At 62.3% G+C, this 21,663-nt stretch carries 15 protein-coding genes and 1 pseudogene; 14 read left to right on the top strand and 2 right to left on the bottom strand.

Annotated elements, in window-relative coordinates:
- A pseudogene (locus OM960_RS22075) lies at positions 1-312 on the bottom strand (transposase); the annotation flags it as partial.
- Between the two features lie 60 nt (positions 313-372).
- Here OM960_RS22075 and OM960_RS22070 point away from each other — a divergent pair.
- From OM960_RS22070 to OM960_RS22015, 12 genes are all read left to right on the top strand, one after another.
- Entirely contained in the window at positions 373-711 is a 339-nt protein-coding gene (locus OM960_RS22070; protein ID WP_264773479.1) for a M41 family metallopeptidase, read from the top strand.
- Between the two features lie 219 nt (positions 712-930).
- Complete coding sequence (locus OM960_RS22065; RefSeq protein WP_264773478.1) at positions 931-1,116, top strand: hypothetical protein; 186 nt, start codon at positions 931-933, stop codon at positions 1,114-1,116.
- 33 nt (positions 1,117-1,149) lie between these two features.
- Positions 1,150-2,877 carry a recombinase family protein gene (locus tag OM960_RS22060; protein ID WP_264773477.1) on the top strand — a complete coding sequence of 576 codons (1,728 nt, stop codon included), beginning with the start codon at positions 1,150-1,152 and terminating at the stop codon, positions 2,875-2,877.
- A 736-nt stretch (positions 2,878-3,613) separates the two neighbouring features.
- A complete protein-coding gene (locus OM960_RS22055) occupies positions 3,614-4,132 on the top strand; it encodes a hypothetical protein (RefSeq protein WP_264773476.1) in 519 nt (172 codons plus the stop codon).
- A 9-nt stretch (positions 4,133-4,141) separates the two neighbouring features.
- Positions 4,142-4,501 carry a hypothetical protein gene (locus OM960_RS22050; RefSeq protein ID WP_264773475.1) on the top strand — a complete coding sequence of 120 codons (360 nt, stop codon included), beginning with the start codon at positions 4,142-4,144 and terminating at the stop codon, positions 4,499-4,501.
- Between the two features lie 39 nt (positions 4,502-4,540).
- On the top strand, positions 4,541-5,059 hold the full coding sequence (locus tag OM960_RS22045; protein ID WP_264773474.1) for a hypothetical protein: 519 nt from the start codon (positions 4,541-4,543) through the stop codon (positions 5,057-5,059).
- 9 nt (positions 5,060-5,068) lie between these two features.
- Positions 5,069-9,142 carry a calcium-binding protein gene (locus OM960_RS22040; RefSeq protein ID WP_264773473.1) on the top strand — a complete coding sequence of 1,358 codons (4,074 nt, stop codon included), beginning with the start codon at positions 5,069-5,071 and terminating at the stop codon, positions 9,140-9,142.
- A 378-nt stretch (positions 9,143-9,520) separates the two neighbouring features.
- Positions 9,521-10,246: a hypothetical protein gene (locus tag OM960_RS22035; RefSeq protein ID WP_264773472.1), complete on the top strand. Its 726-nt coding sequence runs from the start codon at positions 9,521-9,523 to the stop codon at positions 10,244-10,246.
- A 305-nt stretch (positions 10,247-10,551) separates the two neighbouring features.
- Positions 10,552-11,064: a hypothetical protein gene (locus OM960_RS22030; protein WP_264773471.1), complete on the top strand. Its 513-nt coding sequence runs from the start codon at positions 10,552-10,554 to the stop codon at positions 11,062-11,064.
- Between the two features lie 13 nt (positions 11,065-11,077).
- The gene (locus tag OM960_RS22025) at positions 11,078-16,582 is read left to right on the top strand and encodes a calcium-binding protein (RefSeq protein WP_264773470.1); all 5,505 of its coding nucleotides are present in this window, start codon (positions 11,078-11,080) and stop codon (positions 16,580-16,582) included.
- Between the two features lie 74 nt (positions 16,583-16,656).
- Positions 16,657-18,393: a type I secretion system permease/ATPase gene (locus OM960_RS22020; protein WP_264773469.1), complete on the top strand. Its 1,737-nt coding sequence runs from the start codon at positions 16,657-16,659 to the stop codon at positions 18,391-18,393.
- Positions 18,390-19,709, top strand: a complete 1,320-nt coding sequence (locus OM960_RS22015) for an HlyD family type I secretion periplasmic adaptor subunit (RefSeq protein WP_264773468.1) — start codon at positions 18,390-18,392, stop codon at positions 19,707-19,709. The genes OM960_RS22020 and OM960_RS22015 overlap by 4 nt, the downstream gene beginning before the upstream one ends.
- On the opposite strand, the gene OM960_RS22010 is transcribed toward OM960_RS22015, so the two are convergent.
- Positions 19,699-20,412, bottom strand: a complete 714-nt coding sequence (locus OM960_RS22010; RefSeq protein WP_264773467.1) for a hypothetical protein — start codon at positions 20,410-20,412, stop codon at positions 19,699-19,701. The genes OM960_RS22015 and OM960_RS22010 overlap by 11 nt on opposite strands.
- A gap of 129 nt (positions 20,413-20,541) precedes the next feature.
- Between OM960_RS22010 and OM960_RS22005 the strand changes: the two genes are divergently transcribed.
- Together OM960_RS22005 and OM960_RS22000 are read left to right on the top strand one after the other, a co-directional pair.
- Positions 20,542-21,243 carry a helix-turn-helix domain-containing protein gene (locus OM960_RS22005; RefSeq protein ID WP_264773466.1) on the top strand — a complete coding sequence of 234 codons (702 nt, stop codon included), beginning with the start codon at positions 20,542-20,544 and terminating at the stop codon, positions 21,241-21,243.
- A 5-nt stretch (positions 21,244-21,248) separates the two neighbouring features.
- On the top strand, positions 21,249-21,632 hold the full coding sequence (locus OM960_RS22000; protein ID WP_264773480.1) for a PIN-like domain-containing protein: 384 nt from the start codon (positions 21,249-21,251) through the stop codon (positions 21,630-21,632).
- Positions 21,633-21,663: the final 31 nt, after the last annotated feature.

The following is a 21,663-nucleotide window of genomic DNA, read 5'->3' as shown; positions in this document are numbered from 1 at the left end:
CCAGGTCGATGCAGGCACGACGACGGGCGGGGCTCAGAAGTTTCCCCGTGCCGCCTCGGTCAGGATCAGCTTGTCCAGCGTCAGCTCCGACACGGCCTTTCTTAGCCGCTCGTTCTCCTTCTGTAGCCGCTTGAGCTCCCTCAGTTGGGCGGTTCCCATCCCGCCATACTGCATGCGCCAGCGATAGTAGGTCTGCTCGGTAATGCGCATCTCGCGGATCGCATCGACCCGTGCAATGCCTTGCCCGACAAGCACCTCAACCTGCCGCAACTTCATGACAATCTCTTCAGGTTTGTGCCGCTTCGTAGCCATTTCGATCCTCCGTTCTCCTAAACATAACGGCGGACCACTTCACTGGGGGAGGATCACTCCGTGAACTCCGACCTCGCGCAAGCGACGGCGCTGGCCGCGAGCCTCGACACGCGGCTCGGCCTCGGCGCCCATGGGCCGGTCTGGCGCGGCCAGGCCGCCGGGACCGGCTCCGAGGACCCCGCCGATATCTCGCGTGTCCGCGCGCGGCTGGAGCAGGCCGAGCGCCGCGCGGGCGCGATCCTTGAGGCCAATCGCGCGGTGCTCGTCAGCATGGCCGCAGCGCTGGTGGAGGCGCGGGAGCTGGCGGGGGAGGAGCTCGGGCGCTGGCTTGAGCAGATCGCCAGAATTCCGGAAGTTTCGACCCAAGCACCCGGGGCTGACGAATGTGCGGAGGCGTGAGACCATGGCCGTCGGCACCACCTCGACGGCGCGTTCGCGGCCAGGTCCGGAGAGCTCGCTTCCAGGCAAGAGGTCTCCGGAATTTCCTGCGCCTTTATCCACACTTACGAGTACGTCCCCTCAAGATCGCTCTCGCCTCCCCGCCGGCATCCCCGGTAATCTCGACCCATCGCAGGAGATCGGAGGCCGCGCCTCCACCGGATGGGAGCACCTCGGCCCGTGGCACGAGACCGGAGAAGTCATGCCGAGACGCAACTGGCGCCACACGCGCCGGTTTCGATCGCTCTTGCGACGACTCGCGGAGCCAACGAGGATCGGGCGGCCTATCATGCGTTCCTGCGCACCCTCGCCCGCGCGGCCGCGCGGGCCGACCATGAGGCCATTGAGGATGCCGCGCGGGACTGAGCGTGTCGGATCCAGTCGAAGGGAGAGAAGCTGATGGCAATCCCGGTCAAGCGCGTCGCTCTCTATGCACGGTATTCCAGCGACCTGCAGAGCCCCACCTCGATCGAGGACCAGTTCCGGATCCTGCGCGAACGTGCGACGCGCGAGGGCTGGGAGGTGGTCGCGACCTATCAGGATGACGCGATCTCGGGGCGAAGCCTTCACCGGCGCCCCGGCGTCCAGCAATTGATGCGTGATGCCAGGACCGGCGCCTTCGACGTTGTCCTGATCGAGCATGTCGATCGCCTCAGCCGCAACGTCGCCGACAGCGCCTCGACCTTTCAGAAGCTGACCTTTCTTGGCGTCGAACTGACGACGCTTCCGGACGGGCGCCTCAACACCTTGCAGCTCGGCATGCGGTCGATCCTGAGCGAGCAGTTTCTCGACGACCTCGCCGACAAGACCCGGCGCGGACTGAAGGGGCGCGCGGTGAGGGGCAAGTCCGCGGGCGGCAACGCCTACGGCTACACGGTCCTTCGCCGGTTCACCGAAGCGGGTGACCCGATCCGGGGCGACCGCGAGATCAACGCGCGTGAGGCCGCGATCGTCCGGCGGATCTTCGCGGCCTATGCCAGCGGCGTCTCGCCGAGGAAGATCGCCGAAGAGCTGAACGAGGACCGTATTTCCGGGCCCCGCGGGGGGCCATTGGGCACCTCGACGATCCACGGCAACCGGGAACGCGGCACCGGGATCCTGAACAACGAGCGCTACATCGGGCGCCTCGTCTGGAACCGCCTGCACCACCTGAAGGATTCCGACACCGGTCGCCGGGTCTCGCGCCCGAAGGCGGAGGAGGACCTCGCGGCCACCGAGGTGCCGCAGCTGCGGATCGTCGATGAGCCACTCTGGCAGGCCGTGCAGTCCCGCCAGGGCAAGCTGATCTCCAAGGGGAGCGGCGTGCCGGTCTGGGACCGCCGCCGCCCGCGCACGCTGTTTTCGGGGTTGATGGAATGCGGCTGCTGCGGCGCGGGGTTTTCCAAGGTCTCGAAGGACAGTTTCGGCTGCTCGGCGGCGCGCAACAAGGGACGGGCGATCTGCACCAACCGGACCGTGATCCGGCAGACGGACCTCGAGGCCCGCGTTCTCGACGCGCTGCAGCATCACCTGATGGACGAGGAGGCCCTGCGCGTCTTCTGCGAGGAATACGCGGCCGAGCGCAATCGCCTGGCCGAAGCGGCCAGTGCCGGGCGCGCCGGCCTCGAGAGGGAATTGCGACAGGTGACGACCGATCACCGCAAGCTCGTCGATGCGATCATCGCCGGCGTCCCCGCGGACCAGGTCAAGGACCGGATGATCGAACTCGACCAGCGGCGCAAGGATCTCGAGCGCCGCCTCGCGGTCGCCCCGGCCCCCGACCCGCTGCGGTATCACCCGTCGATGGCGCAGGCCTACCGCGCGCGCGTCGGCGCCCTCGTGCGCGGGCTGACCGACCCGGATGGGATGGCGGAGGCGAAAGAGGCGCTGCGGGGGCTGATCGAGAAGATCGTGCTGGTGCCGATGGCGAGCCCGGAGGGCGGGACCGCGCTCGGGATCGACCTCCACGGCGCGCTGGCGAGCCTGTTGCGGCTGGCGTCGGGCCTGCCGGCCTTGGCGGGCGCGAATGCCGGAGGATCCGCGGGAGCGGATTCTCAAGGCATTGATATTTCTGAAGAATTAGTGTTGGTTGCGGGGGCTGGATTTGGACACTGTTTTCGGCCCCACCGTTCGAATTCCGTCTCCTGAGCGAATCCCGGACGGGCATCGAGGCGCTTTACCTCACGCCCAACGCCTCAAAACCGTCACCGGGGCACGACCACGTCGTCAACATCTCGCCCGAAGAGGTACCCTCCGAGGCCGAGCTCGCGCGACTCGGGTAGGTCTCCGACATCATCTCCTTCGGCGAAGGCAATGATGCGGAGTACGAACTCGACGGCGTGGTGATCCCGAGGCGCGGGCCGCTGCTGCGCTACCAATGAGCGGCGCCTGGTGACGGTCGGCGGGCCTGCCCGGACAGCACTTCAGCCGCGGTCAACGAAACGGCCGCACTCTTGACCGCCCCGCCCAAGCCGAAGCCGCGGGCCCATCCCCATGTTCTGCTTGACAGAATCCGAATCCCGTCATTCACTGCGCTCGACGACTTACGGTTGTGTTTTCCAGAAAGACTATACCCTGACGCATTTGCGTGGAGGTGCTGCGTGTCCTTGCGTACCGGCTCTGCCTTGCCCCTTGATGCGACCTCGTTCGCTCTTGTCGGACCTCATGTCGCCCAGAATGCGCCTCTTCGCCGAACAGTTGTTAGATTCCGCGAGTTTGCGTCGATCATGTATCCAGAAAATCCGATGACCCATTCCGGTATGGCCTGGGCCCAATCAGAAAAGACCATCCCCGCCGGGATTTGTGAGGCCGGCCGATCGCAGGCTGCCAGCCGGGCCGGCAGTGATGCCCGCCGGTGCCGGATTCAGAAAATGCACCCCGCCAGATGGAAAAACCGATGCATGACCCTATCGCCAGTTCGCGACGGCCCTTGATGTCCGATTTGCCTATCCGTGGTTTTGGGCGACGTGCTCATTTAATTACGTCTTTCTTTGTCGGCGTTGCGCTTTTTTCAAGCCTTTCCGGACAAGTCGCCGCGCAGGCTGACGACCGGTATTCGGAATGCGCCCGCCTTCTCGAAACCGAGCCGCTTAACCAATTCGGCGCGCTGTCGAAATCGCGAGACTTCTCGATCCTCTCGAAGAATGGAGCGGCCAACAAACTGATCGGCGTCCAATGTTCCCGCGACCAGATTTACGACTATTTCGTGAACAACGGCTGGATCTTCCGAAGTGAGGGCAACATGCTGCTGACAACAAACCTCGGGACCTATGACCATAAATTCGCCTTTTGCTATCCACCAAAGTTTCCGGAGAGCTTGTTTTCCGGGCGATGTTCCGTTTTTGCGGCTGTCATGAGTCTTCGCGAGCATGTCGTGAACTTTTACATGCATGGATCAAAATAGGATCGAGCAATGCCCATTTATGTCGCGTCTCGCAACATCGACAACATTCCGTTCATGCCGTTCAATCACGAGTATCTGGTGTACATTCCATTGGGGGAGGAGAATAATTACGCGGCATGGCTTACAATTGGCGCTTTCCCAAGCGTCGAGCCGGAACTCCCACTTTTCGGAACGGGAACCAACCTTGCAGCAATAGAAATCGGAGGTGCATTGCGTGAATCTGATGACGCCTGGGCCGACGACTACTTTACCTATCTGACCGACTCCGATCCTGATAACGATCAACTTGGGGCAAATTTTACAATCTCACGGGAGTTTACTCCGCGCCCGATGAGTACGATCGCTGGCTGCCAGCCGGGTCGGCAGTGATGCCCGCCGGAGCCGGATTTAGAAAATGCACCCCGCCAGATGGAAAAACCGATGCTTGACCCTATCGCCAGTGCGCGACGGCCCTTGATGTCCGACTTGCCTATCCGTGGTTTTGGGCGGCGTGCCCATTTAATTACGTCTTTCTTTGTCGGTGTTGTGCTTCTCTCCGGCCTTTCCGGACAAGTCGCCGCGCAGGTTGACGACCGGTATTCGGAATGCGCCCGCATTCTCGAAACCGAGCCGCTTAACCAATTCGGCGCGCTGTCGAAATCACGAGACTTCTCGATCCTCTCGAAGAATGGAGCGGCCAACAAGCTCATCGGCGTCCAATGTTCCCGCGATCAGATTTACGACTATTTCGTGGACAACGGTTGGATCTTTCGTGGTGAGAGCAACATTCTCGTGACTACAAATCTCGGACCCCACGATCACGGGATCTCATTCTGCTATCCAAGAAAATTCCCAATGAACTTACTTTCCGGACGGTGCTCTGTCTTTGCGGCTATCTTGAGTCTTCGCGAGCATGTCGTGAACTTTTACATACATGGATCAAAATAGGATCGAGCAATGCCCATTTATATCGCGTCTCGCAACATCGACAACATTCCGTTCATGCCGTTCAATCACGAGTATCTGGTGTACATTCCAATAGGGGAGGAGAGCAATTACTCGGCATGGCTTACGATAGGCGCCTTCCCAAGCACTGACCCGGATTTGCCCCTTTACGGAACTGGCAGCATTATGACATCCCCAAACATTGGAGACGCTTTGAGTTTGTCGGACGACAAGTGGAGCGATTCCTACATTCAATATTTGACCGACTCCGAACCTGATAACGATCAATTTGGAGCCGAATTCTACAATCTCACGGAGGTTTACTCCGCGTCCGATGAATACGATCGATGGCTGGATCTTGCCGATATTGCGGGCGAGCTCAGCGGTCAGTTCGTTTACAAAATTGTGGATGGATACGCGCCCGCGGATGCGACCACCTTTGGCCCTTCCGTCAACTCCAATTCATTCGCGTCCTCGATCTTGAGGCTTGCGGCGCTTCAGGGCATCTCAATATCTGCTTTCTATACAGACGATTTAACGCCGGGTTATGGAACCCTTTTGGGCACCATCTCGGACGACTCCCTGAACGCTACCGACCAGACGATCGCTGGCGATGGACTGGTCGCACTCTTCGGAGGCGCGGGGGGCGATACGCTTGTCGGAGGGTCGTCGAGCATCTACCTGATCGGCGGCAGCGACGATCAGATCGACCAGATGATCGGTGGCAGTGGAAACACGACCTTTGTCGGTTACTACAACCTCAACGATCTCGGCCATTCGGACAGCTTTCACGGCGGCTCCGGCAATGACACGTTCGTGATAATTGACTGGTCCACAGCGCTGCCTGGCGGCATCCCGGATATCGTGAATCCACCGTCAGAACCGGGCACAAGCTTTGTTCATTCTGGTGAGATAACGACGCCGGGGAGTGTGATTTCCGGCGGCGCGGGGCTGGACCGGCTAACGTACGAATATGTCGGCGGCCCTGTCAGCATTCAGTTTTCGACACATGCCATCAGCGAAGTGGAAATCGTGACCGGCTCGGCATATACCGACGTCTTTTCGTTCTTTGGAGCACTTCCGGCCGAAGGCGTGATCATAAATCCCTACGAGTATCTGAATGGGTCGCCAACCTATCTCGATACAATCGATGTTTCGGGTGCGACCGCGCCTCAAGGTCTCGACGTGACCTTGGGTCCCGTATGGTCGATGCGGATCGGAGTAATCGGCGGAACTCCAGGGGATTATCCTATTGAAGCATACGGCGTGGATACGGTCATCGCAGGCGATGGTCGTGACTTGCTGAGGATCGATAATGGGCTTTCCAGCCTGCCCAGTGATCCGGGCGCGATCGTGGATCTCTCGGCGGGAACTGTCGAGTTCTCGACAAACGGAAACGTATACGGTGTTCAGAACTTTGAGCATGTGCTGGGCAGCAATTCCCGGGACACCATAACCGGTAACGGCGAGGCCAATATCCTCTTTGGCGGCGGCGGCGCAGACGAGATCGACGGCGGCGGCGGCGATGATATCATCTACGGCGACACGCCGGCCAGCATTCCGGAAACCATGCCCGGCTTCCTCGGTCACACGCCTGGCTACGACCTGTTTCACCAGATCTATCCAAACGGCGCCCCTGCCGCGCCCGAGGCGGTGGATATTCTGCGGGGCGGTGACGGAAACGACATCATCTTCTTCGGTACCGGCGACGTCATCGACGGCGGTGCCGGTTTCGATCGCGGATTGGCGAGCTTTTCCTCCGCCCCCGTCGAAATCAGTTCGGCGGACCATGGTGTCGAGTGGCTGGTCGGCAGCAGTGGTAACGACACGCTGACGGCCGCGACGGTTTCGACAGAGGTGTCCGCGCAGAAGATCCTTCTGACTATTGATACGTATCATTATGTGAACACCCCGGAAAACTATCCCTATTGGGAGAACTCCGCACCTGGGTACCTGTGGCGAGATTATGAACAAGGCTATGTGGAGATCAATGGCAAGACCCGCATCATAGACTATTCACCCTACACGATTGTCGAGGGCGGGGATGGGGACGACCAGATCACCTCGATCATGAATCTCGGCGACGTTGGCCGCGTGCTTCTTGCGGGTGGCATGGGGGATGATACCTATCATCTTTCCGGCAGTCACTACGTGCCCTTCGCCGACTTGTTCCTTGCCAGCAACAATTACACGGAGATTTATGATCTCGACGGCACCGGATCCATTTTTATTAACGGCCTGGAGATCTCGAACAGGGAATACTTGACACCTTTTACTGAGGTGTCTTACTTTGAACTTAATTTCGCTAATAATCATTTCTTTTTTCACGCCAATCCGCTGGAATATCCATATACAAGTCCGGATTTCTATGTTTCGAATACCGGTGCGAGCATTTCCGTCCAATACAGCGATGGCGACCTCCGGGTGATCTATCGAGACCAGTTGGATACGCCAGACAGTAGCGACGACCAGCTTCGCTTTCTCCTGATCCGCGACTTCGAACCCGGCGATTTCGGAATCACGTTCGCGGAATACAAGAACCCCGAAAAATCCATCGGCCACGGTACGACGCGCACGATCCGAACCCAAGAGTTCAAAGTCGGTGGCGGCGACGGTGATGACAGCCTGACGGGTGGTGACGAGACGGACGCTCTCGATGGCGGCCGCGGCAACGACATTCTTGACGCCAGGGGCGGCTCGGATCTGATTATCCCCGGCCTCGGCGATGACATCGTCACGACGGGTACGGGGTCCGACCGTGTCGTATTCGGCCCGGAAGACGGCAACGACATCGTCACCGATTTCGACGGGCTGCGCGACCGGCTGGTTCTCGATGGCCAGCAGATCAACCCGCATGCGCCGCAAGCCGGCATGACCATCGTTCAGTCGGGTGCCGATGTCCGGATCACCTATGGCGCGAATTCGTCGATCCTTCTGGCCGGGGTCAATCTGGATGCCTGGAAGTCCATCGTCGCGCCGCTTCCGACGATCGTCGGCACCTGGGACGATGACGACATCATTGGCACGTCCGGTAGTGACGTGATCAGCACCGGCGAGGGGCAGCACACGATATCGGCAGGGGATGGCGACGACTGGATCGTCTACACCTCCGGTTACCACACGATTTTCGGCTCCACGAGCAACAGGGGCTTCGACACTCTGGATCTGAGCCGGTTCTTCGCGGCCGACGTCGTCTTCAGCGTGAGCGGCAATGACGTGATCGTCGAAACATATGAGGGCGATCTGACGCTGACCTATCAGGCCTACTACAGCATCGGCAACCAGAACGCGAACATCGAGCGCATCGTCTTCGCTGACGCGGTCCTGGGCGAGCAGGACATCCTGAACCGCGTCATCACCGATCATGTGACCGAGGGCGATGATATCATCTACGGTACGCGGCGGAACGACACGATCGACGGAGGCGCCGGGAACGACACGATGATCGGCGGCGCCGGAAACGACTATTACTACGTCGACAGCCCGGGCGACGTCGTTGTCGAGCTCGCGAACGAAGGCACGTCCGACCGCATTTTCAGTCCACTCGACTGGACCCTCGGCGACAACATCGAGCGGCTCATCCTGACGGGAACCGCGGCCATTTACGGGACCGGAAACGCGCTTGGAAACCAGATCGACGGCAACAACGGAGCGAACCTGTTGTCCGGTCTCGATGGCGACGATGACCTCCGCGGCCTTGGCGGCGACGACACCCTCGATGGCGGCAACGGCAACGATCTTCTCGACGGGCATATCGGCGACGATATCCTCATCGGCGGCGCGGGGGCGGACGTGTTCCGGTTCCGGTCGACCAAATGGGGCACCGACACGATCGCGGATTTCAATGCGCTCGACGGCGGCGCCAATGAGGGCGACGTGATGCGCTTCGAGGGGCTTCTGACCGGTACCTTCGCCTATCTCGGCGACGGCGCCTTCACGGGAGGCTCGGACAATACCGAGGCGCGGGTCGAGGGCGACAGGGTGCTGGTCGACACCGATGGAAACGGCGTGGCCGACATCACGATCATCCTCACCGGACTGACGAGCGCGAGCCAGATCACGGCCGAGCACTTCCAGTTCGTGTGAGCGGCGGTTGCGGTTCTGCGGGCAAAGGGAAGACGGGCGCGCGAGGACGTTTCCCCGTCCTCCGAACCCGACGGCCGGGCCGCGACCAGGTCCGCGCGCTTTCCGGTGCGCGGGCTCGATCCCGCCGGCGGCACACGGGGTTCAGGATGGGTGCATTCCCGCAGCCCTGGGCCATGCCCAGGAGCACCGATCGCCGCGCCGCGCCGCTTGCCATCCGACAGATCGGACACGCGTTTTGGCGGACGCGACCGGGGCGCAATTAACGGATTGACGCATCACAGGACCCACGCATAGGTTTAACCAACTTTTGACAGCTCTCCTTCGAATTCAGAACTGGCGCTTGCCGGGCAGCCTTGCCTGCCGGCAGGCGAGGGACGGATGTTTGACATGCTTCGAGTGACCCTTTTTCTCTGTGCGGTCCTGGTTTCACTCTCCGCTGCGCGCGCGGACACCATCAGGAACCGGACCGACGGCCTCGTAACGCTCGGGGCGCGCACGTTCGATTTGCGCAAGAGGACGCCGATCCAGGATCTTCAGGTCGAGAATGAATTCGTCTCGCTCTCGGATGTCGACTGGATCTGGGATCTGACGCAAGCTGATCCACATCTGCAAAACACGGTTATCCATATCAAGGATCAAACTGCATTGCATGCGGGCGTAGAGCCAACATGGGCCCCGGACGCAGCGTCACGCTTTCACCCTGATCCGACTCTGCCGCCGCTTTTTGATCTCGACGGCTATAAGGTCGGCTGGCAGGGCCTCCATGAAGCGCCTGTGCGGGGCGACGTCCTTATCTTCCCCGAGTTTGACTCGAAGCGCTTCTATGCGCGTTGCGGTTTCGATCGCGCAGAGCCGAAGCCAATATTCTGCGCCGTGAGTTTCCGCTATATCCCGGATCGAAATCTCTTGGTTACGACGCGCATCTACCAGGTGACTGCGCCGCTGAACAACTTCGCCGAGATCGCGGCGCGGGTTGAGGCTTTGGTGAGATGTCTCGACGTCACCGAGGCGCTGCGCGCGGGTGAGAAGGCCCCGAGGATCCCCAACCTCGTGTCCGGCGATCTTGCTGCGGGCGGACGGTGCAGAGCTGCGCCTTCAAGTTGACCCAACGGAATATTGAGAGGAGCGGCGAGGGCACAAACAACGGATTGACGCACCGCGGGAATCACGCATAGGTTTAACAAACTTTTGACAGCTCTCCTTCGAATTCAGAACTGGCGCTTGCCTGGCAGCTTTGCCTGCCTGCAGGCGAAGGACGGATGTTTGACATGCTTCGAGTGATCCTTTTTCTCTGTGCGGCTGGCTTTCGTATCCGTTACGACGCGGATCAGACGATTGTAGTCGAAGCATACTGGCCCCCTTCCAGTCATGATCGGCAGCGATCTAACTCCCAAACTTAATGGAAAACAATGAAACAATCATCGTATCTAAGACGACTGTTGCTCGCCGTCCTGATCGGTTCACCTTCTGCAGTTGCCGTTGTCGCGCAAGAATCTCCGTCTTGCGCGATGTACGCACGCCCACAATCGGACCTTCCCGCGCATCTTCGATTTTGGGGAAATCCAGAAAATATTGATGCATATGTTTCCGCGGGGATTCAGCTGTACCTTGAAGTAGAGCAACCACTTGTCATGCCGGTTCAGGCCGACGACGGCTCGTACTCAAATTTGAAACTGCGGCCATATCAAGACGTCGACGAGTTTATCGCACTTAATCCAAACTGTTGCGGGCTTCTAAGTGTAGGACCGGACGGGTTTGCACCCGATCCCTCCTGGCAGAGAGAGTTCGGGTATCAAGGTGTTGTGATAATTTGCGACCCAAAGATGATCGTTGCCGAGAGCGGCGAGTTAAGAAGTGTATCGCGCTTGATCATCTACGCGATCGACAGAGACGGTGCTGCGAGAGAGTTTTACTTTGACTGAAAAAACCTAACAATTGGAGGAATTTATGAGTCTGCCAACGTCTGAACAAGTTATTTCCGCATTTCTTTATGGCTCGCTGACGCCTCCAAGCAATCTGGACATGGAGAGTCTGACGGAAGATCGCGCAGATTACCCGTTTACCGAAACCAGCTATGAAGACTACATGGACCTTACTACCGGCCCAGGACGTTTCGCGCTGGGTGCCAACTTCGAGGTCGTCCAAGCATTCTTCAATTTTGGACTTGCTCTGTACGATTCCGGCGCGCTTGACGACTTTAAGGACGCGAGCGGCGAGGCCAGTATACCGAAGGAAGATTTTCGATTGATACTTGACGAGTATATTGGCGGGTTTACGCGTATCTATATCACTCTTCAGCAGGCGGATTATGAGGATGGCTACGATGATTACGGATATAGATCCTTAATTTGGGGGTCAACGGCTTTTAAGATCAGCAACGACGCAAAGTTTATCGTAGGCGCGGACGGCGAATTGCGGATAGAGAATTTCTATGTCGAACCCCACCTACAGCAGGACTTTGACTGGGTTGGCGGCTCGGAAGCCATCAACTTAGCGAGCGAGGGCTTGGCATTCGCCATCGATCCATCCGGTACAGGGGTGAGGGTAGCTCTACCTATTGAAAAGGGGAGTCCGCAGTATGCCGTGACGTATACTGAGCAAGATTATCTGGCCGAGATCGACGTAATGTCTGGCTGGACCGGTAGCCTGGGTTTTCGGACGATCACGGCGATCAATTCCGTGATTTCTGATCTTTGGAATTCTGGTGTGATAAAGTTTTTAGATGGGAACAAACCTATTATTTATGGCAGCGACGGCGACGACGTAGTGGTCGCCAGTGCGACCAGCTTTATGTTGAACACCATGACGGAGACGTATGACATCTCTGATGAAAGCGCCCCGGTGTACTACAACATTCTGGGCGTGAACGTGCCGGTGGGATCGATACCGGGTTTCTTGCACAATTACGTGTCGAATGGCATTACTTACCTGACCGGAGCCGGTAGCGACACGATCGTCGGAAGTGAATTTGACGATAAGGTTCGAGCCGGGACCGGAAATGATACTATCTGGGCTTCCCTCGGCTCCGACGAGATCCGAGGCGGTGCCGATAGTGATGTAGTCATCTACGATTCTCCGCCGCCCGAGGGCTTTTTCGAGGCGCTGGCGGATCTTCTTTTTGGCTCCAGCTTTGGGCCTCTGCAGGCGGAGGTGCGCGGAGACACCATATCCCCGGGCGGCGCCCCGCATTTCGTCGTGACCAACCAGCCGTTGAGTGAAGACAACCCGGTCCCGACCGCAATCTGGACGGATGACATCCGCGAGGTTGAGACGCTGGTCCTCAGCACGCATAGCGACATCCTGCGGCTCAAGGACACGCTGGCCGACTACGCCGGAACGAAAATCCACGACGGCGGGAGCGAGGACAGTTCGGGCATCAGCGTTCCGCTCGTGCCGTACGCCGAGAATGAAATCACGCAGGCCTTCGTGCGCGGCGATGTCGTGTCGGTCGAAGATCTCGGCGGATCGGGGACGATCCGAATTGATCTCGACGACGCCTACGACCGCTTCAGCACAGACGCGGGTGCGGGTTACGTCGAACGGGACGGAAGCCATATCCTGATCTTCGGATTCGACGACGTCTTCGGCAGCGTTGGGCGTGATGAGATCATCGGAAGTAAAGCCAGCAATATGCTATTCGGTTTCGGCGGCGATGATCTGCTCATCGGGGGGCGCGCGACGGACCTTCTGGATGGCGGCGACGGCGATGACGTGTTGTACGGCGGCGTTTGGCCCGGAGTCGCGCAGGACGGTCAGGAAGCCGATCCCACCGACTACGAAGATGACGGGGTAAGAGACAACCTGGTCGGCGGTGCAGGTTTTGAGAAATATTACGCTTCTGCCTTTGACGTGATCATGGACGCCACGATTCATGCTGTCGACGAGGCCGCTGCGGCAGGTCCGGCGGCCGGCGAGGAGTATGCCCGGTTCTTCGCTGATGGCGACGGTGAAGTCTATTTCGACGGCCGCCAGCTTGGCGAAGCGGAACGTGTCGACAAGGATGCGTGGGATCGGTATCCGCCGACCGTCACCATTGCGATAGAGTCGCAGATCGATCTCTTCGTCGTCATGGATCCGACTGCAGGGCCGCTCCTCTACCGCGTCATGAAAGCACACACGCGGGCTTCCGACGGAAGACTGGTGTCCGAATACCTTCTGATCGTCGAAGACCCCAACGCGCGGACCGCGCTCTCGATCAGCGGTGTGCGCTACGATCCGGGAACCGGCCCCGGCACAGGCACGATCGACGGGCTTGTTAGTGGTGCCTCCGCCCAGATGGCTTCCCTCGCTTTCGATGCGACGATGTCGGCCACATCCCCTTCGAGCTCGTCGGTTCCGGAGATGGACGCCGACGCCTTCATCGCCGCCCTCGCGGCTGAAGCAGCGGAGCGCGCGCCCTACGCCGGCTTGGCCGACGCCTCCCTGTCGCTCATCGCCAAGCCCGAGCGGACATCCTCGCAGAAATCATCCGCCAATGGCAACGTTTCCGGCCAGACCTTTATCGCGGACGGGCATGACCAAAGGTCGACCGAACCCCAGCTGACGGAAGCGTCGACCACGATGTCCCTGGCGGCCGCGACGACGACATCGACCGGATTTCTCGGCATTAGCGTGGTCGAGCCGGATCCGATCCCCGATACCGAAGGCGATGATATCATCAAGGGCGGAAAGAACGACGATTACCTCGTCGCCACCGAAGGCGATGACAAGCTCACCGGGGCCGGCGGTAACGATACGCTCGATGGCGGCTGGGGCAACGACACGCTGAGCGGCGGCACCGGCAACGACACCGCGGACTACCGGTCCTCGCCGACGGGGATCGCGGCCTGGCTGGCGGACGGGGACGTGGTCACAGTAGGATTCGGCAAGTCCCAGTGGGACACGCTCCAAAGCATCGAGAACCTCATCGGCTCCGGCCTTGCGGACCAGATCGAGGGAGACAATGGCAACAATCTTCTGATGGGCATGGCCGGCAATGATGTGTTCATTGTCAGTGGCGGCAACGATACCCTCGATGGCGGCAACGGCAACGATCTTGTTGACTTCGCCCAGATCACGACCTCGAACGTCACCATCGATCTCGGCGCCGGAACTTTCGGCGGGGCCGCAGCGGGGCACACCTATATCTCCATCGAGTCCATCAGGGGCACCGGCAACGCCGCACAGGGCGATACACTGATCGGCAGCGACGAGCGCAACGACCTTTACGGATATGCGGGCAATGACCTGATCTCCGGCGCCGGTGGCGGCGATGTGCTGGATGGCGGCGACGGTGCGGACACGATCGACGGCGGGGCGGGCAATGACCTGATCGAGGGCGGGGCCGGAGCCGACAGCCTGACAGGCGGTGCCGGGGTCGACGTGTTCTGGTTTGCGCCCGGTGACTCCGGCAGCCAGCCCGGGACCTGGGACACCATCACGGACTTTTCCCAGGCCGAGGATTTCATCGAGATTTCCACGTCGCTCGGGTTCCGCTGGGTCGGGACGGATGCGTTTGAAGTGGGCCTCAGCGCCGGACTGCCCTACGATCTGCGCTACGAGATCGTTGGAAACGACACCCACGTGATGGCCGACACGGACCGCGACGGGGCCGCGGACCTGGTGGTGGTCCTGAACGGCGTTTACGCGCTGGACGTCGCGGATTTCTACGACACCATCGTTCATATCAAGTCGAGCGATCCGATCCTCGGCACCTCCGGAGACGATGTGATCGACGGCACCGGCTATGTCGACGTGATCGACGGGCTCGCCGGCAACGACACCATCTCCGGGCACGGATCCGGCGATAACATCTCCGGCGGTGACGGTGATGACCGCATCCTCGGCGGAGACGGCAACGATACGATCGACGGCGGACCGGGACAGGATACCCTGTTCGGCGATGCCGGCATGGACGAGATCCACGGCGGCGATGGCAACGACACGATCTACAGCCTGGCCGATGACGACACGCTTTTTGGCGAGGCTGGAGACGACAGCCTGATGGGCGGTCGTGGAAACGACGTGCTCTACGGTGGCATCGGCAACGACAGCCTGCACGGAGAGACCGGCGACGATCTCCTGTTTGGTGGAGACGGCGACGACACACTTTACGGCGACTCGACATTCGAATGGGTCGAGGGCATCCGCTATGTCTCTTCACCCGGCGACGACACGCTTTATGGCGGCGCGGGCAACGACCAGCTCTATGGCGACGCCTCCGACGACGAGACCCCGGGCAACGATTTCCTGTACGGCGAGGACGGCAACGACACCCTGAGCGGCGGGCTCGGAACTAACTACTTCGATGGCGGCGCCGGGTACGATATCCTGAATCTCTCGGACAATGACGACACGACCCTTCCGGGCGCAGGGGCGGTTGTGGTCGATATGGTTGCAGGGACCGTCACCCGTGTCGACAACTCCATGGACAGCTTCATCAACATCGAAGGGATCGAGACCACGGAACTCAACGATGTCGTCCAGGGCGATTCCGGGAACAACTGGATCTATACCGCCGGTGGCGACGACACTCTCCGTGGCGGCGCCGGGAACGACACCCTTCAGGGTGGGGCCGGCGACGATCAGCACTTCGGTGAGGATGGCGACGACCTGATCCAGGGCAGCATCGGGGCCGACTATTTCGATGGCGGCACCGGGATCGATACGCTCGACTTCTCCTACACCTCCGTCGGCGCAACATTCGACCTCGGAAACGAGACCGTCGTCTTCGTTGATGGCTTTACCGAAACCGCGCGCGCCTTCGAGAACGTCATCGGCGGGGGCGGCGCCGACACGCTCATCGGAACGGCGGTCGCGAACCAGCTTTCGGGCAACGGAGGCAACGATACGCTCTACGGCGGCGCCGGCAACGACACCCTTCAGGGTGGAGACGGCGACGATCAGCACTTCGGCGAGGACGGAGACGACCTGATCCAGGGCAGCCTCGGCACCGACTATTTCGATGGCGGCAACGGGATCGACACGCTCGACTTCTCCTACACCTCCGTCGGCGCAGCAATCGATCTGACGAGCGAGACGGTCATCTTCGACGGCGGTTTTGTCGAAACCGCGCGCGCCTTCGAGAATGCCATCGGCGGGGGCGGTGCCGACACGCTCACCGGAACCGCGACGGCAAACCAGCTTTCGGGCAACGGTGGCAACGACACGCTGAACGGCGGCGCCGGCGACGATCGGCTCACGGGCGGCACCGGAGATGACACGCTCTACGGCGGCAGCGACCATGACGTGTTCGTCTTCGCACCCGGGCATGGCAATGACACGATCGGCGACTACGACGTTCTCAATGACCTGATCGAGTTCTCCGGCATCCAGTTCTCCGATCTCATCGTCACCCAGAACGGCAGCGACGTGACCATCGATTACGGGTCCGGCGACATGATCACGGTCCTCAACGCGAGCGCGGGCGACTTCACCGAACCGGAGTTCAGGTTCGTCTGATCTGCATTGAATGGTGCGGCTGCGCGCGGGACGCGCGCAGCCTTCGACAATCGCTTTCGAGACCGGATAGTCCCTTGAAACCAGCCACGCCGGCGCCAAGCGCCCCGCACGAGCTCCGGGCGGCCCGCAACCGCGGTCTGCCACTCGTATCCTTGTCGTTCCTCTTCAGCGTCTTCGCGAACGTGCTGATGCTGACGGGGCCGCTCTTCATGCTCCAGGTCTACGACCGGGTGCTCGGCTCGCGCTCGGAGGAGACGCTGGTCGCGCTCTTCCTCCTCGTGGGCTTTCTCTACGCGCTGATGGCGCTTCTCGACTTCGCCCGCGGCCGGCTGATGGCCCGGTTCGGCGCGCGGCTGCAGGCCGCCCTCGATGCCCGCGTCTTCGAGGCGACGCTGCGGCAGGCGCTCCATCCCGTGGCCCGGTCGCAGCCGGCCTCCGCGCCCCGCGACCTCGAGGCGGTGCAGGCGCTTACCGCCTCGCCGGTACTCCTCGCGCTCATGGACCTGCCCTGGACGCCGCTCTTTCTCGCGGCGATCTTCGTCCTGCACCCGATGCTCGGCTGGCTCGCGGTGGCAGGCGGTGCCCTCCTGATCGCCGTCACGCTCGCCAACCAGGCGCTGACCGCGCGGAAGGTGACCGGCGCCCAGGCCTCCGCCGCCCGGGCCCAGAAGTTTGCCGAAAGCGCGCGCCAGGCCGGCGAGATCGTCCGCGCCCAGGGCATGGCCCCGGCAATGACGGCGCGCTGGACCCGGCAGCGCGACGCGGCGCTCGACGAGAGCATCGCCGCGAGCGACTGGACCGGCAGCTTCTCGGCGCTGACGAAGGCGCTCCGGCTCTTCCTGCAATCGGCCATGCTCGCGGTCGGCGCCTTTTATGTGCTGAAGGGCGAGGTGACCGGCGGCGCGATGATCGCGGGCACGATCCTGCTCGGCCGGGCACTCGCTCCGATCGAGCAGGCGATCGGCCAGTGGCCCCTGGTGCAGCGCGCCCGCGCCGCCTGGCTGTCGCTCGGCCGGTTCCTCGCCGAGATCCCGCCCGAACCGGGGCGCATGCCGCTGCCGGCCCCCGAGGCGGTGCTCGCGGTCCAGGGCCTGACGGTCGTGCCCCCGGGCGCCAGGGCGCCGACGCTCCGCAATGTCAGCTTCCGGCTCGAGCCCGGCCAGGCGCTCGGGGTGATCGGCAAGAGCGGCTCCGGCAAATCGACGCTGGCGCGGGCGCTCTTGGGGATCTGGCCGCCCGCCGCCGGCGAGATCCGGCTCGGCGGGGCGGCGCTCGACCAGTACGACCCGGCCGATCTCGGCACCCATGTCGGCTACCTGCCGCAGGAGGTGACGCTCTTTGCCGGCACCGTGGCCGAGAACATCGCCCGGATGGCGGTCGATGCCGACCCGGCAATGGTCATCGCGGCGGCCCAAAAGGCCCGCGCGCATGATCTCGCGCTGACGCTGCCCAAGGGCTACGACACCGTCATCGAGGGCGGCGACTGCCAGCTCTCTGGCGGCCAGCGGCAGCGCATCGCGCTGGCGCGGGCCTTCTACGACGATCCGGCCCTGATCATCCTCGACGAGCCCAACTCGGCGCTCGATGCCGAGGGGACCGAGGCGCTCAACCTCGCGGTGCGCGACGGCAAGGCGCGCGGCAAGGCGGTGATCATCATGACCCACCGGCCGATGGCGATCTCGGAATGCGACGCGCTCATGGTGATCGAGAACGGCATGGTGGCGAAGCTCGGCCCGCGCGACGAGGTGCTGCGCTCGATGGTGCAGAATGCCGAGGCGATCAATCGGAACATCGGAAAGGTCGGCGCATGACCGGGATTTCCACCTCCGCCCCCCTTCGCCCGGCGCTGCGCGCGACCCTGCCGGCCGTCGCCGGCCTCGCCGCGCTCGCGCTTCTCGTCGGCGGGCTCGGGCTCTGGAGCACCCAGACCCGGCTCGCCGGCGCGGTCGTCTCCTCGGGCGTGATCGAGGTCACCTCGAACCGCCAGGTGGTGCAGCATCCCGAGGGCGGCGTCGTCGGCGAGATCCTCGCCCGCGACGGCGACCATGTCGCCGCGGGCCAGACGCTCCTGCGCTTCGACGGCACCCTCCTTGCCTCGGAGCTCGCCATCGTCGAGGGTCAGCTCTTCGAACTCCTCGCCCGCAAGGCGCGGCTCAAGGCGGAGCGCGACGGCGCCGCGGATCTCGCCGTTCCCGCCGATCTCGCCGCCGCGATCGGAGACGAGGTCGCGGTCGCGGCTCTTGTCGCGGACCAGCGGCAGCTCTTCCTTGCCCGCCGCGAGACGCTGGACAAGCAGGTCGAGGGACTTGGAGAGCAGGCCGCGCAAGCGCGGAGCCAGATCGCCGGAACCGAGGCCCAGCTCACCGCGCTGCGGCGCCAGCTCGTGCTCGTCGGCGAGGAGCTTGCCGATCAGCAGTCGCTGTTCGACCGCGGCCTGACCCAGGCGAGCCGGGTGAAGGCGACCCAGCGCGAGGAGGCGCGGCTCACCGGCGACATCGGGCGGCTCGAGGCGGAGATCGCGCGCATCGGCGGCGGGATCGCGGGGATCTCCATCGAGACCCTGCGGCTCGGCGCGGCGCATCGCGAGGAGGCGTCGGCCGAGCTTCGCGACCTGCAGTTCCGGGAGATCGAGCTCGCCGAGCGCCGCCTCTCGCTGAAGGAGCGGCTTTCGCGGCTCGAGGTCCGGGCGCCGGTCGCAGGCACGGTTTACGGCAGCCAGGTCTTCGCGCTGAAGTCGGTGATCCAGGCGGCGGCACCGATGATGTACGTGGTGCCGCAGGACGCCCCGCTGCTCGTCGCCGCGCGCGTCGACGCTCTCCATATCGACCAGGTCCATGCCGGCCAGGCGGCGACGCTGCGCTTTCCGGCCTTCAACCAGCGCCAGACCCCGGAACTCGCGGGCCATGTCGTGAACCTCTCGGCCGACGCCTTCACCGACGAGCGCACGGGCTTCAGTTTCTACCGGGCCGAGATCCTGCCCGACGAGGGCGAGCTCGACCGGCTGGGCGGCCAGGCCCTCGTGCCGGGCATGCCGGTCGAGACCTTCATCAGGACCGAGGACCGGACGCCGCTCTCCTACCTGACCAAGCCCTTCACGGATTACTTCGCGAAGGCGTTCAAGGATTAGCGGGATAGCCGAGATCAGCAGTCTGGCCCGGCAGGAGGCGGAGATCTCCGGCCTGGCTTTCGGTCACGCGGTAAACCCGACCGTAGCCGCCAGGACCGAGGGCCCAGAGGACCTTGGGCGGTTTGGCAAGAAGCTCATCGATCTTCTTGTCCCAGTTGGCCCGCTGGCTGGCGGTAGCGAGGCCGGTCGTATCGAGGCCGTGGAGCCTCGCGACGACATAGGCACACATCCTGTCGATCTCACCAGGTCTCGTCTTGACCTCGCACTGGAGGAGAATCCGGTCGCTGCCTTGAGCATAACCGGTCACGTCGAAGCCCCACTTGCCGTTCTGAGAGCCGAGGCAGTCCGGCGGCCAGCCAAACTCGTCGATCAGGCGTCCGATGGCGCCGAGCGAGATGACGACTTCGATCGGAACACTGACCGGCGTTGGTCTCTGCGAGGAACTGCCGTGCCAGTAGAGGCTTTCCTTTGCGCCTCTCCTTGGAGTCAGGAAGTCGCCGTCAGGCAGTTCCTGCAGCACACCGAGTTCCAACGTCCTGAACAACCAGGCGATGTCACATTCCGGGATCCGGGCAATGTTCCGCGTGTCCAGGAAATAATCGGCGGGATCGCGCTTCAAGGCCCGCTCGCGCCGCGCGAGGCGCGGGCCGCCGAGGTACGCCTCCAGTCGCTCTCGCCACAATTGGATGTCCCCTGCGTCCATGCGAAGAATCTCGTGCAAGTGTAGCAACTCTCCCCCAGATCCGCGACGGGGAGCAACACCCTCGCGCAAGCTAGGTGTATCGTGCATCGTCCCGGTTGCTTTGTCGGCGCGACCGGTTAGAACTTGCTCATGACCTCGCAACCCGATCCTCGCGAGTTCGTCGGCGTCGGGCTCTACACGATCACCGATGCGGCGCAGCTCCTGAAGGCCCCGCCCCGGACCATCCGGCGGTGGATGGAGGGCTATGACTATTCCCGCGAGGGCGAGCGCCGCCATGTCGAGCCGCTCTGGCGGCCGGACCTTCCCGAGATCGACGGCGAGGTCGAGATCAGCTTTCGCGACCTGATCGAACTCCGCTTCGTCCGCGCCTTCACGGAGATCGGGCTCGGCCTGAAGGCGATCCGGAACTGCCTCGACGTCGCGCGCGACTGCATCGGCTCCGACCGGCCGTTCTCGACGGGCCGGTTCCGGACCGACGGCAAGACCATCTTCCTCGAGAGCCTCGGCCACAGCGAGGACCCGAAGCTCCTGGATCTCCGCAAGACCCAGTATGTCTTCCGCGACGTGGTCGAGCAGACCTTCCGGGACCTCGACCTTGAGGATGACATGGTCGCCCGCTGGCGGCCCTACCGTGGCAAGGAGACGATCGTCGTCGATCCGGCACGCGCCTTCGGCCAGCCGATCGCCACCGCCTTCGGGGTGCCGACCATCGTTCTCTTCGAGGCGGCGAGGGCCGAGGGATCCGCGGCGCGGGCGGCGGCGCTCTACGAGGTGGATCCCGCCGTCGTCCGGGATGCGGTCCGCTTCCACGAGGAGCTCGCCGCCGCTTGAAGGTGATGGTCGACGAGAACCTCCCGCCGGCCATGGCCAGGGCCCTCGCGGCCCTTTTCGTGGGCGAGCATCAGGTCGTCCATCTGCGGGAGCGATTTGGCCCCAGGGTGACCGATATCGAATGGATCACGGAGCTGAACCGCGAGGGCGGCTGGGTCATCCTGTCCGCCGATAGGCGCATCGCGAAAAACAAGGCCGAGCAGCGCGTCTTCCGCGCCTCGAAGCTCATCGCCTTCATCTTCGCGCCCGGCCTCCAGAAGGCACCGCTTCTGAAGAAGATGGAGCGCCTCATGGTGATGTGGGGCAACATCGAGAAGCAGGTCGACCTCGTCGGCGGCGGCTCGATGTTCGAAATCCAGGTGAAAGGAACGAAGCTCCAGCCGATCTAGGAGCTTTGTGGTAATGGGTTGTCAATTGACA

The organism is Defluviimonas salinarum (assembly GCF_026013545.1).
Classification (GTDB): domain Bacteria; phylum Pseudomonadota; class Alphaproteobacteria; order Rhodobacterales; family Rhodobacteraceae; genus Albidovulum; species Albidovulum salinarum.
This window is presented reverse-complemented; position numbering and strand designations above follow the sequence as displayed.

Bases quoted from the DNA above. Each gene is read 5' to 3' on its own strand.
- OM960_RS22035 (WP_264773472.1), top strand. From the start codon at position 9,521: ATGTTTGACATGCTTCGAGTGACCCTTTTTCTCTGTGCGGTCCTGGTT.
- OM960_RS22050 (WP_264773475.1), top strand. From the start codon at position 4,142: ATGCCCATTTATGTCGCGTCTCGCAACATCGACAACATTCCGTTCATG.
- OM960_RS22060 (WP_264773477.1), top strand. From the start codon at position 1,150: ATGGCAATCCCGGTCAAGCGCGTCGCTCTCTATGCACGGTATTCCAGC.
- OM960_RS22040 (WP_264773473.1), top strand. From the start codon at position 5,069: ATGCCCATTTATATCGCGTCTCGCAACATCGACAACATTCCGTTCATG.
- OM960_RS22000 (WP_264773480.1), top strand. From the start codon at position 21,249: ATGGTCGACGAGAACCTCCCGCCGGCCATGGCCAGGGCCCTCGCGGCC.
- OM960_RS22045 (WP_264773474.1), top strand. From the start codon at position 4,541: ATGGAAAAACCGATGCTTGACCCTATCGCCAGTGCGCGACGGCCCTTG.
- OM960_RS22055 (WP_264773476.1), top strand. From the start codon at position 3,614: ATGGAAAAACCGATGCATGACCCTATCGCCAGTTCGCGACGGCCCTTG.
- OM960_RS22010 (WP_264773467.1), bottom strand. From the start codon at position 20,412: ATGGACGCAGGGGACATCCAATTGTGGCGAGAGCGACTGGAGGCGTAC.
- OM960_RS22005 (WP_264773466.1), top strand. From the start codon at position 20,542: ATGACCTCGCAACCCGATCCTCGCGAGTTCGTCGGCGTCGGGCTCTAC.
- OM960_RS22015 (WP_264773468.1), top strand. From the start codon at position 18,390: ATGACCGGGATTTCCACCTCCGCCCCCCTTCGCCCGGCGCTGCGCGCG.
- OM960_RS22030 (WP_264773471.1), top strand. From the start codon at position 10,552: ATGAAACAATCATCGTATCTAAGACGACTGTTGCTCGCCGTCCTGATC.